At 54.3% G+C, this 13,896-nt stretch carries 10 protein-coding genes and 2 pseudogenes; 4 read left to right on the top strand and 8 right to left on the bottom strand.

Going from position 1 to position 13,896, the window contains the following annotated elements:
* Window positions 1–120 (top strand): annotated as a pseudogene (locus tag BLL38_RS30915) (IS30 family transposase); the annotation flags it as partial.
* A gap of 9 nt (window positions 121–129) precedes the next feature.
* Here the strand turns inward: BLL38_RS30915 and BLL38_RS28665 are convergent.
* Window positions 130–348 (bottom strand): hypothetical protein, encoded by a 219-nt coding sequence (locus tag BLL38_RS28665; RefSeq protein WP_032902222.1) that lies wholly within the window; start codon window positions 346–348, stop codon window positions 130–132.
* A 277-nt stretch (window positions 349–625) separates the two neighbouring features.
* Here BLL38_RS28665 and BLL38_RS28670 point away from each other — a divergent pair, with 277 nt between their 5' ends.
* Window positions 626–1,588 carry a hypothetical protein gene (locus BLL38_RS28670; protein WP_032902223.1) on the top strand — a complete coding sequence of 321 codons (963 nt, stop codon included), beginning with the start codon at window positions 626–628 and terminating at the stop codon, window positions 1,586–1,588.
* Between the two features lie 368 nt (window positions 1,589–1,956).
* Here BLL38_RS28670 and BLL38_RS28675 read toward each other — a convergent pair whose 3' ends face one another.
* A complete protein-coding gene (locus tag BLL38_RS28675) occupies window positions 1,957–3,549 on the bottom strand; it encodes an ATP-binding protein (RefSeq protein WP_076965241.1) in 1,593 nt (530 codons plus the stop codon).
* 155 nt (window positions 3,550–3,704) lie between these two features.
* Between BLL38_RS28675 and istA the strand changes: the two are divergent.
* Together istA and istB are read left to right on the top strand one after the other, a co-directional pair.
* Window positions 3,705–5,249, top strand: a pseudogene (gene istA / locus BLL38_RS28680) (IS21 family transposase); the annotation flags it as partial.
* A 19-nt stretch (window positions 5,250–5,268) separates the two neighbouring features.
* Window positions 5,269–6,018 carry an IS21-like element helper ATPase IstB gene (gene istB / locus BLL38_RS28685; RefSeq protein WP_056791631.1) on the top strand — a complete coding sequence of 250 codons (750 nt, stop codon included), beginning with the start codon at window positions 5,269–5,271 and terminating at the stop codon, window positions 6,016–6,018.
* A 16-nt stretch (window positions 6,019–6,034) separates the two neighbouring features.
* Here the strand turns inward: istB and BLL38_RS28690 are convergent, their stop codons facing one another.
* The 6 genes from BLL38_RS28690 to BLL38_RS28715 all read right to left on the bottom strand — a co-directional run bounded on the left by BLL38_RS28690 (window position 6,035) and on the right by BLL38_RS28715 (window position 12,798).
* Window positions 6,035–6,367, bottom strand: a complete 333-nt coding sequence (locus BLL38_RS28690; RefSeq protein WP_056785433.1) for an ATP-binding protein — start codon at window positions 6,365–6,367, stop codon at window positions 6,035–6,037.
* Between the two features lie 423 nt (window positions 6,368–6,790).
* Entirely contained in the window at window positions 6,791–8,575 is a 1,785-nt protein-coding gene (locus BLL38_RS28695) for a UvrD-helicase domain-containing protein (protein WP_032902225.1), read from the bottom strand.
* A complete protein-coding gene (locus tag BLL38_RS28700; RefSeq protein ID WP_032902226.1) occupies window positions 8,575–10,713 on the bottom strand; it encodes an ATP-dependent nuclease in 2,139 nt (712 codons plus the stop codon). Before BLL38_RS28700 ends, BLL38_RS28695 begins: the two co-directional genes overlap by 1 nt.
* Before the next feature lie 838 nt (window positions 10,714–11,551).
* Window positions 11,552–12,145 (bottom strand): hypothetical protein, encoded by a 594-nt coding sequence (locus BLL38_RS28705; RefSeq protein WP_198717101.1) that lies wholly within the window; start codon window positions 12,143–12,145, stop codon window positions 11,552–11,554.
* Between the two features lie 55 nt (window positions 12,146–12,200).
* Window positions 12,201–12,425, bottom strand: coding sequence for a hypothetical protein (locus BLL38_RS28710; RefSeq protein ID WP_032902227.1), 225 nt, complete (start codon window positions 12,423–12,425; stop codon window positions 12,201–12,203).
* A 43-nt stretch (window positions 12,426–12,468) separates the two neighbouring features.
* The gene (locus BLL38_RS28715; RefSeq protein ID WP_056785431.1) at window positions 12,469–12,798 is read right to left on the bottom strand and encodes a hypothetical protein; all 330 of its coding nucleotides are present in this window, start codon (window positions 12,796–12,798) and stop codon (window positions 12,469–12,471) included.
* Window positions 12,799–13,896 lie beyond the last annotated feature (1,098 nt).

Consider the following 13,896-nt stretch of genomic DNA (forward strand, 5'->3'; position numbering starts at 1 on the left):
CTGACCGTCGAAGCCGTCAATCGGACAGTAGCGAGGATCAATCTACGCCCGCGCAAGCGCTTGGGCTGGAAGACGCCGTACGAAGTGCATACAGGGGTGAGCGTTGCACTTATGTGTTGAATTCAGGGCCTATAACAGGCGTAGGCGCATAATCGCATCGGTGACGGCTCGTGCATTTTTGTCCAGCGTTTCCATGGCCCCCATTGCGTTAGCGGCGACACTTTCCACTCCATTCTCTGAAATCCATTTGGTCACTTCTTCAAGGGCCGCTGCTAGGGCGTGCTGGTTGTGCAGGAGCAGCGTGAGAGCATCCGCTGTGGCTATGTTGGCTTCAGAGTTATCTGGCATGGGGATCGTCCTTGAGTCACTGGTGTGGGAAGACTAGCTGAACACGCCGCTGGCTGGCGGCCACTTCTCTAGATCCGCTGACACCTGGGTAGTTGCACTGACTTGACGACTCATTTGCAGTCGACCTAACCAGCCATTGTAATGGATTTGACCCAACCCCTCGCAACCATGACCAGCAGTGAACGGCCAGGGGCAGTCACTCAGCGTCAAAAAAAGCCAGAGGCGATCCAGTATGATGCGCCAGGTGTTATGGAATGACATCGCCTAAGGAGTAGTCATGATAAAACCACCGTTCAAAATTCTTAAATCTCATCTAGTGGATGCGTTTTTCATTACGGCCGAAAAGTTATATCGCGAATTCGAGGAACCTCTAGAGGCAGTGGATAGATTCAGAAGTGGACGAATCTATTTTCTTGTCAAACGACGCAAAGCGCGGTTTTCCAGTGTCTGTCTAAGCAAAAAATGCCAGATCGTGTTTAAGTATGCCTCGCAGGGCATGCTGTCGCGCCCGCACAAGGTCAACATTGCTCAACTGCTGCATGGCGCGCCGGCTATCAATAAAAAATACTTTCCGACCCCGGCCCATTTGCAATCAATGATTCAATATGTCAAGTCCGCGGATGAGTATGAGCGCCTGCTGAAGCGAGAGCCCTTGGTCGCAGCCGTCATGCCGGGAAGCGGGGAGAAGGAGCGCGCGGATCGGGCAATCGCCTACCATTTCCTGACACCTGCGGACCCGACGCCCAAGGATAAAAACAGGCATATCATCTTTGCTCATCAACTGCTGCGTGTTACCGATGACCTTCCGGAAAAATACGAAGTCATGTACATCGGCAAGGCCATGGAGCTGTCTGACCGAATGGACGGGCACAAGCGTGTGCAGCAAGCCCAGGCAGAATGCGAGGACGAAGCGGAAATCTATCTGTACTTCTTCACGCCACGATTCGAGGCGATGGCGTCTCGCGACGGCATGGCCATCAAACAGCCTAACGACTATCTAAACCTGGGGGAAGAAAATCTCGTGCTCGCCGCCGAAGCCGGTTTGATCAATTACTTCTCACCTGAAATGAATGTTCAGAATAAAACGACGGACCTGCGTAAAAGCAAGGCCATGACCCGCGTGAAGAGTTTGAAATACACTCACTTTATTTCGGAGTGTAATTTTGACGAACATGACTATGCGTTCGAAACGACGAAAATCAGGAAGAGTGGCGCGCACGAGAAGATTTACTTGCTCTAACGCAGAGCAGGTACCTCCTACTCACGTGTTCGAGGGTGCCCCCCCATCACAGTGTGCACGACTGTATTGAGTTCAGCGGTTGACCGATTTGCTCTGATAGCCAGACTGGATGAACGGAAAAACAGCTGTGGATTCTGCACATACAGTTGGGTTGTGATTCAATGTTTGTACCGCCCGCGCTCTATTTTGGGCTTTAAAAACCACGCGGTCATGCAGGTATGCAATGCCGTAAATTGCTTCGTTTTCCTGGGCTGAAACGTTCGGCCATGCTTAAGGTGTTGTCACAAGCCAAAATGGCAAGCCCTCCCGGGGCTGCTGGATTCCGAAGGCTAGAGCCAGGAATCTGTCCAAAACCCACAAAATACGGCCTACATCAGCAGTGCGCCAGGAAAACCCGGTGCACGTTGAAGCTGCCATTCAATTTGTCGGCGTGCTGTGGAAATAATATCTGTAAACAATAGGCAGCTGACTCCAGGCTCAAGCTCTCGGGTCGGGAAGCCATCAATCCGCCCTCCTATTACTAGAATTTTTATTGGCTTAGCGCTATACCCGGTAAGCTCATGCCGATACCGAGTTGCTTGCTGGTAATCCGCAAAGCTCAAAGGATGCGAGGGACGCTTAAACTCGATCAGTAAGAACTCCCCCAGCAGGCTTTCATTCAACAGCAAGTCTGGACGGGTCGTGCCTAGCGCTCCGGAGTACTTCTGTTTCAGCAGCTCCTCAATCTGCCGTTTCAAAGTGATATTGGAACTAAAGATCGTGAATGCAGCACCCAAAATCCAAAGATTTACTTCTATAGCTTTGTGTACCGTTGACTCAAGGCAGCCTTCATTTCGGACTAGGCGCTCCAAGTCATCCAAGAACTGCAGTCTGGCTTTAGCTTGGTCGACCAGAACGGCCATGTCGGCAAGGCCAAAGCTCTCCAGCGCATCAGCAAGGTTAACGATATCGCCGCGATTTGCTTCAGCGAGATGCTCGATGATAGAGCGGTATTCGGTACGTTCTACGGCCTCAAGAACGACAAATGCGAGAGCCTGTACCTTGTGGGCAGGTTCGTCGTAATACTTTTTCAAAACCTTCTTGATTGCTCGATCTGCAAACTCGCGCTTGTGCTGGGGCAGTTTTTCCAATCGGCCGGCGACCGCTTTTTGCAAGCGAGCATGCGCCATCCGCATTTCCATACCGTGTGTAGAGCGGAAAGCCTCAACCAAATTTGCCTGCACGAAGGTGACGATCTGTAGGTAAGCCTCGCTGTTTTCGATTACCGAGTCCCAACCGGCAGTTACATAGTCCATCAGCCCGTCAGCTTCGACCTCGCCATACAGCTTTCTCAGCAGACGAGCAGGAATCTCATCACTGTTCTCCAAGCCAAAATAACTAGGCTTACCGACTGCCTTTCCTTCCACCATCAAAGTAATGCCGGGGCGTCTCAGACCACTTTTCTTTTTGCTAATGGCAAAACGAAGAGTTGCATCCCCCGCATCAGGAAACGTACCTTGCACCTCAGTGAATTCGCCTTCAAGATCATCAATGCCCAGCGGTTTACCATTGATGATAATTTTGAAGTCCTTCTGCCGACCGTACTCCATGATCAGTTCTTGGCGTAGTCGATCAGCACTTGGGTAACGTAGCCCTTGACGAAGATGCGTCAGTGTCACGCAGGTTCCATGATCTTCGAAGCTGCATTCGCTCACCTCAAGTGGTAGCGTCAAGTGCTCAATATCGGACGCCGACTCAAGGTCCTCAATACCAAGCGTGAACGAAATCTGTTGGCCACGGGCCATTGTGGTGAGACGCATCACCGAAGCGGACATCAACCCAGCAAATTTTCCGATCCCTTTCTTGCCTTTGATCGGACGCCGTTTTTTTGAGGTACGTCCATTAGTGCGTATTTCGGCCCATCGTGACCGCCCGTTTCGGTACATCGTGACCGCCCATTTCGCTAACGCGTGACCGCTCATTTCGCTAACAACGTGACCGATTTTCCGCCTGTTCCGAAACAGCCGGTCACGCTCTTACCGAAATGACCGGTCACGTTGTTAGCGAAATATCCTCCACTGCGTTGCGCATGACCTGACGCACCGCCACCCTCAGTCCCATTTCGGGGAATCGAAGGATGGCGGCGCAGCGAGTAGCCATGCGTAATATCAAAGAATGCCTGCGCCTCAAGTTCGAGGCCGACCTGTCCCACGAGAAGATCGCCCGCGCCTTGCAACTGTCCAAGGGCGTGGTCAGCAAGTACATCAAGGCGGCGCGCGACACCGGCATCGAGTGGCCCGCGCTGGCTCTACTGGATGAAGCGGCGCTTGGCGCCGCCCTGATGCCGGCCGCCAATGTCGTGCACTCACGCGGCGGCCGCGTGTTGCCCGACGTGATCACCCTGCACCGCGAACTGCGTCGCAAAGGCGTGACGCTACAACTGCTGTGGGAGGAATACACCGCCGCTCATCCCGACCAGCCGACCTACCGCTACACCCAGTTTGTCGAGCATTACCGCTGCTACGCCCGTACCCTCAAACGTTCGATGCGTCAGCAGCACCGCGCGGGTGAAAAGCTGTTCATCGACTATGCCGGGCCAACGTTGCCGGTGATCGACGCCGCCACCGGCGAGATCCGCCAGGCGCACATTTTCGTCGCGGCCCTCGGTGCCTCGAACTACACCTACGCGTGCGCCACGCCGGGCGAAACGCAAGTGGACTGGCTGACGGCGTTGAGCCAGGCCCTCGGCTACTTCGGTGGCGTCCCCGAAATGATCGTCCCGGACAACCCGCGTGCCCTGGTGGCCCGTCCTGACCGTTACGAGCCGGGTCTGAACCGTGCGGCACTGGAGTGCGCCCAGCACTACGGCGCCATCATGCTCCCGGCGCGCCCGCGCAAGCCGCAGGACAAAGCCAAGGCAGAGGTGGCGGTGCAGGTGGTCGAGCGCTGGATCATGGCGCGGTTACGGCATCAGCAGTTCTTCAGCCTGCATGCCCTCAATCAGGCCATTGCCGTCTTGCTGGAGGACTTGAACCGACGCCCGTTCAAAAAGCTCGACGGATGCCGGCGGGACTGGTTCGAGCAGCTCGACCAGCCGGCGCTGAAACCGCTGCCGGCGCATCCTTATGAGGTGGTGACCTTCAAACGCTGCAAGGTCAACATCGACTACCACATCGAGGTGAATGGCGGCTTTTACAGCGTGCCCTCGGCCTTGGCCCGGCAAAGCGTCGACGCCCGAGTGAGCGCCCATACCGTCGAAATCCTGCATGGACACCGGCGAGTCGCCAGCCACCTGCTGCTGCAACGGCGCGGCGCCTACAGCACCCAGAGCGAACACATGCCGGCCTCGCACAAGGCCCATCGTGACTGGACACCCCAGCGCCTGCTCGACTGGGGCGAGCGGATCGGCCCGCACGTCCGGCAGATCGTCGAACATCAACTGACCCACAAACCCCATCCGGAGATGGGCTACCGCTCCTGCTTGGGTCTGCTCTCGCTGGCTCGCCACTATGGCAACGAGCGCCTGGAGGCGGCAGCCAGCCGCGCGGTGCAACTGCGTGCACTCAACAGCCGCACCGTGCGCAACCTGCTCAAGCAAGGGCTCGACCAGCAACCGCTGCCCAAGACCACCGCCGCCGCTCAACCCGCCCGTCACGAGAACGTGCGCGGTGCTGACTATTACACCCAAAAGGAGCTGTTCAATGATGACGCAACACACGCTTAACCAGTTGCACCACCTGCGCCTCAGCGGCATGGCCACTGCGCTGGAAGAGCAATGGACACTGCCGGCCTGCCACAGCTTGAGCTTCGATGATCGGCTCGGTCTGCTGCTTGACCGCGAACTGGCCTGGCGCGACAACAAACGCCTGGAACGGCTGCGCAAACAAGCCAAGCTCAAATACGCCGGTGCCTGCCTGGAAGACCTCGACCGCCGTCCGGGCAGAGGCCTGGACGAACGCCAGCTCGCAACCCTGGCCAGCGGTGACTGGATCCGCCAACAGCACAACCTGTTGCTGACCGGCCCAACCGGCGTCGGCAAAACCTGGCTCGCCTGCGCTCTGGGCAACCAGGCCTGCCGCCAAGGCTACAGCACGCTATACCTGCGCACGCCACGCCTGCTGGAACAACTGCGGATCGCTCATGGCGACGGCAGCTTCGGCCGCACGTTGCAGCAACTGGCGAAGGTCGACGTGCTGATCCTGGACGACTGGGCGCTGGCACCGCTGGAAGAAAACGCCCGGCACGACCTGCTGGAAGTAATCGACGACCGCGCCGGCTTGCGGTCGACGGTACTGACCAGCCAACTGCCGGTTGATCACTGGCACGGCTGGATCAACGACCCGACAGTGGCCGACGCCTTGCTGGATCGGCTGGTGCACAGCGCGTATCGAATCGTGATGAAGGGTGAGTCGCTGCGACGTAAAAAGACGGAAGAAGAAGCGGCATCGTGACCGATGCGGTTAGAATTTAGACCCCGCGCAATCGGGTGGAGAAACCGGTCACGTTGTTAGCGAAATGACCGGTCACGATGAGCGAAATACGCACATTAGTCCGCATCCGTCGATCAGATGCAATTTTCAAATAATGAGACTCAAGCTCCCGGCGAGTCATCCCGTTACCATCGTCGCGTATAACAATAGGGCCATTGGTCAATGGCTCAGGTAGTTCGATAACCACCTCTTCTGCATCCGCATCCCATGCGTTATCAACCAACTCTTTAAGAGCTTTTTCTGTCGTCGAGTAATCTTGGCTGAGCAACGTTGCCAGTCGGGAGTCAACCTGAAAATTTGCTTGCTGCATCTCGCATTCCATCATGGAAGGTTGTCGGCCCCGAGCACATCAACGATTTGCACGAATGGCTGTTTCGGCTCATTCTACACGGGGATGGCCTAATAATGGCTCGCCGCGTAGGGAAAGAAGTCCCTGCAATGTCGCCCCCTCCCGAGCCCCTCCCCCCGCCCGATGCATATCAACGCTGAAAGCGATTGAATTACTACGCTGCCGGCCTTCATGCTTTGCGCTGTAAAGGCGTCTGCGTTGGTTTAGAACTGAATGACCCGTTGATTCAGAAACGAGGAAGGAACCTACCCGAGGCAGGAGCCGTATGCGGTAGTTCCGCATGTACGGATCTGTGCGGGGGGCGGCAGGTAACTGCCGTCCCTACCGCGACCAACAATGTGCACGGACGAGGCGTACTTCAGATGGCAAAAATCAGGCGGGATGCTACTCGGCTGCGTCGTAGTCAAAGGCACATGCGAATAGGGCCTCTGTAGCCGCATAGTTCCCATAGCGACCTTGGGGACGTCCGCTCTCAGAAATCAGGTGTAGATGTTTGCGGGCACGGGAACCTACGACGTAGAGCAGTTTGTTAGCGGAATCCAAGCTTGCTGCCTCAGTGAAATGAGGCACCATCCCCTCAAGAAGGCCGAACGCGATGACCACATCGTACTCGGCACCTTTTACACCGTGGATCGTCGAAACGGTGATACCTGTCCGCTCGCGAAATACCTTCCTGAAGAAAGAGATGTCGTTGATGTACGGGGCTCCGTCCTTTTGGAGCCTGTCGATCCGAGATTGTGAGCTGCGAAAGAACGCATCGCGATGCTCCACCAATGCGGGGAAACTATTCAAGGCTACACCGAGTCGTTCAAGCAGTGCGGTGAAGGCTTGGTCAAGGTAGGCAATCCCATCCATCTCGGAGATTGAAATTGCGTTGCATTCCCTCAACAGGAGCCGCTGCGTCAGACGCGATGTATCAACGCCAAGATCAACCAAGTCGCTGATCACATCTCTTGCCCATCGCATGCGGCGAACAAGCATCTTCGGCGATGACTCAGTCAGGATGATTTTCGAAACTTTGAACCAGAAATTGTCTATATCGTTGCTAAAGGGGACTAAACCAGGGCCGTCAAACTGTTGATCCGGAAGCATCCGTACTAATTGACGCGTCGTCGATGCCAATAAAATCCACCATGGGGCTAGCACGCAGATCTCCTCAGGTGGATACCCTGCAGCGAGGCTTGCCTGGATCAGTCGTACTAGCTCGTCATGCAAATCGGGGAGTGTTACGTGCTGGTTGTACGAAACCTTGCTCGGAAACGACGCATTCGATCCTGCGCTCTCGATTGATGTCGGATAAACGTTGAAATTCAAGAAATGGGAAATGATCCTCTTGCTCGAACGGTAATTTCGGGTAAGTGCCATTTCTCTTATCGGGATGCCAGCTTTAGCACGAAAATCAGCCACCGGAATTGCGTAGCCACCGAGCGAGCCGTAGATAGCTTGGTTCGGATCGCCGACGATGAAGGTCTTCGTTCGCCCTGCTCCGGCACGCAAAATAGCAGTAAGAAGACCATACTGAATTTGCTTCGTGTCCTGATACTCGTCTACCAGAACATATGAGAAGACCGAAGCGAGAATCGATGCAATTTGCTTTTGATCGCGCATTAGTATCTGCGCATACCAAAGGATCAGCTCGAAATCGATCTGACGCGCGTCCGTGAGTTCGCGAAAATACTCGCCAAGAATTTTATGGAGTGTCTCATGCTTCCAAACATCTTTGCAGCCTAGGTGATAGCCCGTTTCGCTGAAGTAGTAATCGCAATCCCAGTGGGTGATCTTTGCGTAGGGCGCGCATAGCCGATCAAGCATGAGTTCGCGGTCGTGCTTGTCTAAAACTCGATAGCCGCGGGAAAGTTCTGGAAGGTAGATGCCATATGGCTTAATGATCCACTCGAGGCAAAATGAGTGAATGGTCCCGATCCACAGCTTTGACGTGTCAACGCCGAGATCTTCTATGCGCTCCTGGATTTCATCTGCAGCGCGGTGCGTATAAGTAATCGCCACGACAATCCGCTTGTCCATGCTCCGCGAAAGCTCATAAGCGATCTTATAGGTCAAAGTCCGAGTTTTTCCGCTACCAGGACATGCGATGAGGAATACGCTCGAAGGTTCTTCCACTGCGGCTGACTGCTCCGCGTTCAATTCACGGGGATCCCAGGCAAACATTAGGCAATGCCCGCCATGAACGAATTAATGGCATCGCCTGGTAACGCAAGGGCGACCGCAGCTTTTAGGAACATCAGATCGATTTCGCCGCGTTGGAAGCGCTCAACCTGCCCCCCGAGGAGTGCTAGTCGTGGTTGCCCTGAGGGATCGGCATGGATTTGGCGGGCAACTCGATAGTGTAGGATTCTGGTGAGCAGCAGAGGGGATATGTGCCCATGTGCGAAGTGAATGGCCTGCAGGATGTAGGGAGGGATCGCTACCTGATGGTCCAGTTCTTCGGCGAGCATGATTGCAAACCAGCCTTTCCCTTCATGCTCAGCCATCAACAGTGCACGAAAACCTACCAGATGAGGCTGACCTGATCGAAGGGCCTCCACCGCTTCATTGATAGTGTGCGGCGCTTTATAGATCTTACTCACTGCTCGAACAAACGCTTCCTCGTTGCCCGCTGACACGAGGTCAACTTCAAAGGTGTGTGGTGCATAGTAGACCGAGATCCAAGGGTTTCCAGCGACAAAGGCATCGAGGCCAACCTTGCGTTCGGCGCCAGCTTTTTGGGAACCTATCGCCTTGCGCTTCTTGCTTGCCAGAAATTCAAGGTCAGTTGGCTGCGGCGTCACATCAAAGAAGGTGGTATCAAGGTCAGTGACTATCGCACAGCGCTTGCGGATTCGGAGGTCGTGAAAAAGGACCGCGACGTTTTTGAACCCCGTGCTGCGTATGTTGATGACGCTAATACCCAACTCATCAACGCTCAGCCCTAGCAGCTTCTTCACCAAGACTGGGATCAGTATCTCCTCCGCATCGCCTTCAACGAGCAGCACGCTTTTAGCGAACAGCAAATTGCTACGAACGGCATCCAGATATCTCTGGATGCTTCTCACCTCTGATGGCTCGAGCCCCGTAGCGGGTTGATAAGCCTCGCAATATGAGCCTTGCCGTCCCAGAATGTTGACGTTACTCACATTGCTCACTTCGGAGATGTGGGCCGAATGCGTCGTGTAGATGATCTGGGCATCGCTGTAGGAAATACGGTCGAACAGAGTTTTCTGGATGTGGGTGTGGATGTGCGCTTCGGGCTCCTCTATTAGCAGAAAATTGGCAATGGCAAGCTTCTCGCGCTGATACTTGAACTCAAGGAGTTTCAGCGTCAGGTAGATAAGGTTCGCTCCGCCCAAGCTCAGCTCATGGATACCACCCTCATACCCGTCATCGGTCTCGCCGACGAAGAGGCGCAGCGACTGAAATAATTTTTCTGCTTCGTCTGGTAGGTCAGATTTGATCGAAAGCGAAGCAGGCGAATAGGTTTCTCCGGCCGCATCCTTGATGGTTTCCCGAATGTGGTTACGAACCGACTGCACGTCTTCGAGGCCTTCGATAGAGGCATTCAGGTTCCTGACCATCTCGGTTATGGGAAGCATCGACACTGGATCGATCTCGCCGCTCTTGCTTTTAAGAAGCGTAAACAACGGGTTCGTTCGGTTGTTGTGAAACTCGGCCACGACATCCCGAAGGGCCTGGATGAAGGTCAGTGACACTTCTTTCGTAACCGAGAGAAATCCGGGGACTTTAGCCCCTATCTCAGGAAATTCAGTCTCGGCACTGAAAATACACGTATCGAAATCGCCCACGATCGATTGGTAGACGGAGGGGTCACTGAAATCGGCACCGCTTCTTCCTGTGAACACAGTTTCGTAGTCGTCAATCGTGATGGCATTACGTATTCTCGTAAGCTCTTCATCATCAAAAACATCGAGAGCAGCCAGCTTGAGCCGGATCTCCTTTTTCGGACGGAAGATGAGGTTATAGGTGGCCTTCGCCAGCGGTCCGCCTTCGAGCGCAGCCGTGCCATGAAGGAATAGCGCCTGCACGGCTTCGTCAGCGCTGATCTCTTCGAACTCAACACTGATGATGATCCAGTGGCCTCGCCATTCGCCGAGCGATCGGCAGAAGTCCGATTCCTCCAGTCGATAGGCGGCACGCACCATGGTGTCATCCAGTAGTAGACGGATTGCGCGTAGGATATTGGACTTACCTGCGCCATTCTCGCCGATGATGGTGTTGACGCCCCGCTGAAACTTCAGCGTTGTATTGCTGAAGTTTCGGTAGTTGACCAAAGTCATTTTGGAAATGTGCATAATTCTCCAGAGCGCCAACACTCATAAACAGCCTTGTTCGTTTGTGAGCGATGGTAGCGTGAGGGGGAATGATTTTCCCACAGAAACCGCTTGCAGGCGCCAGCAGTAGGCGCAGCGATTGCGCTGCTTCGCAATAGCTTTATCACATGATTGCAAGTGTTGGGGCGCAGGCCAAAACGTGCTCCAGCTGACGTCATCGTATTCGTCAGGGTTGACGGACATGAAGATTTCCACCGACTCGCCTAGCCCTTGCAAGTGTTTTTCTATTTCCTAAAGAAATTTGCTCGTCCCACAGGAGAAGCTTAATTAGGGCCTCCTGGATAACATTGGGCGGCCATAAAGCCAGGACGCTGACTACTGCAACTCGCATCTTTATATACGCACTGATGTCATCTGCCGAACACTCAACGCTCTGTTCAGTTCCATGGTCATTCTGGCTAGACACCATATAGGTTCTTTGATTCGGTGATGGAACTTGCGAAAAGAAAACTGATGATGCTCGAAAAGCCAGACAGGCCAGGCTAATCTTGAGTTCCTCCAGATTGCGGATCAAGAATGTCGAGTAGCATATTGTCGTGCGATGCGCGTGTTGCCCTGTAGAACATGCACCGAGCTAGAAGGATCCTTTTCATGCTTCGGGCGGAGGCAAGGTGCCTGGGCTCCACAGAGATTGTCGCGGTACTGCCACTCCTGATATCGGTCACCTTTAGGTGGTAGCGCCCAATCAAGCCGTCCTCACGCATGGTGTGGCCTAGGCATTTGAAAGTGAGAGAGGTTTCTGACAAGTTGGTCTCCGATAGCCTAGGCATGGCTAGGGTAGTAGCGGGTACACAGGGCCTTAGTTGATCGAAAAATCTTCAGGGTTACAGCTGTTGTCTACCTGACATTTATTGGCCGGTACCCAAGGACCCTTTGGCTCTACTGCGTCAAGGCGATGTATTGTCAGAACGCCGGCGTAATAACTGCCGGGTACTCCCGGGAAGCCAGCTTTCTCACCGTCTTTGAAGTGGCCTTCATAAATTGGAACGATCTGGCCGTTTTGTGGAGCAAGGCTTACCGAAACACGCCCCGAGGGACTGCAATGAATGATCATTACGGCGTTCGTGCGATGAGCGTTTGCTGACTCGTCAAATACGCGAACGATGTCATGTCCACCAGACTTGCGACAGCTTCTTCCTGGGATGGACGCTGAGACGCCTTCAGCGCTGGTTTCACTGCCCAGGGTCGAAGGCATGTAGAAGTCCAAACTTAGTCCGATCAACGCGTGTTCTGGAAGGGGCGAGAGTCGATCCTCAAAGCTGTTTCGTACGCTGATCAACGCGGGCTCGAGGTTTTTCTTGATTATGTCGGTAGTGGCTTCAAGGCAGGCGCCACCAACTGAGGCGATTACGGCTATGAGGCTTTTCGAAAGACTTTTCTTGAGCACGGGCATTGCTCGCATCCTTGCGTATGTGTGAAAAAGCTCGGTGGGTCAGCCTTAGTACATATCACTCGTGGACGGGGCAATTCGTCGAGTCAACAGTGAGCTTGTTGGTCGCTGAGTTGAACTGAAAGGTACGCCCCTCAACGTAAAGGCCGTTCTTGATAGCATCAATTTCTTCTGCCTGACGCGGCTTCAAGGTGAGGGTCGTAACCTCCCCTTGGTAACCAATCTCTAGGCGAATGTTGTCCAGAAGTAGATTGAGTTCGTCGGCAGTCATGGTTTCGCTCATCGTAATAATTCCTTATGAAAAGGCTGGCGTACTGGGCTCTTAGCTACCTATGAATGGGCATGTTACGGAAGTATTCGCCGATAGCGCTGACAGATCCGGGCTTCAGACCTACATCATCAGTCCAAAAAGATGCCTTCAATGGGATGTCCACATCAAATAGGCAGACGAATTGTTCCTCATCCAAGTCGTAGATGACCTGCTCAACAGATGGAGCAAGCTCCGAGCCAGTCATCGTTTCCCACAACGTGCAACTGGTTCCTTGCTCAAAACGAAGGCCTGGGAACGGTGCGAAGGGAAGGGTGAGTTGATGGCTGTAATAGCCGAACACATCACCTTTCTGGATGGCTCTGACGGCAAGCAAAACCTTGTGCATTGACTCTCCTGTTGAAGTGCATCGTCGAAAAAAACTACGGTACCGAGCTTAACTGAATTGAAGAAAAATAGTCGATTGGCTGGCAGCCTCATTCGGATGTATATCTTATTGATACTGCATGCTTGCAGCAGCCGCTGGTCATGGGGCGTGAAGCCGCCACTTCCCAATCAACTAGCTTGATGCTTGAGGCTGTATTTGACGTTTGAGATTTTGCTTTTCCCGCCAAACCCTCCGATCCAGCGATCTTTGATCGCGCCGGTTGGAGGGTTCAGCCGTTTTTTTCGAGCCACTTCGTTCCACAATCTCATTTTGAATTTCAATAAGCATCAAGCCTTCGTTACCCATCAGTAATCACTTTTCGAGTGCCGCCACATTGTAAGAACGGATCTTGCCGTGGTCATGGCTAGAGCAGTGGCGACACCGGCGACACCGGCGACAACCCACGTCGGACATGCCCTGCAGCGTGGCGACAAAAGTGGCGACAGTCGCCACTTTTTGCACGCTTTGGCCGTGACGCTTGACCGTCTTTTCGAGTGGGTATAAAAATTGGCGCATGGATCGCTGTCGTTGACAGCACCTGCCCAGGTAGCCAGAACCTTCAAGGCTACGCCACTTGCGTGATGGTTCTTCCCCAAGTGCGATTAGCGTCCGGCGGTTCGCACGGTCACTCCCCAAGAGTGATGGATGCCTACTCGACTGATCTGTCCACTGCGGCAGACGATGGACCTACCTCGCTGCGCTGCAGCAACCTCACCTCTCTGCACACCTCGCTGCGCCAGACTGCGCCCGTCTCTTTCTCCTGGAAAGAGACGGGCGCTCGTACCACTGCTGCAAGCCACGTCGTACAAGGCATTGCCGCAACTCTCCTCGTGACAATCGGCCTGACAAATCCGATTCGTCGCCATCCACAACGACACAGCCACTGGTGCCGCAACCTATGGAAAGGCTGCACCTGACTGACAGTCAGGCATGCTGCGGATTCCATGATCATCCGGACACCCATTCCACCGACATCCGGACACTAATTCCACAAGCATCCGGACACCGATTCCACGGCCATCCGGACACCTTCAGGCAGGCAGCAACGCAGGACTATTC

Origin of the sequence: Pseudomonas gessardii, assembly GCF_001983165.1 — a bacterium.
GTDB classification, from domain to species: domain Bacteria; phylum Pseudomonadota; class Gammaproteobacteria; order Pseudomonadales; family Pseudomonadaceae; genus Aquipseudomonas; species Aquipseudomonas gessardii.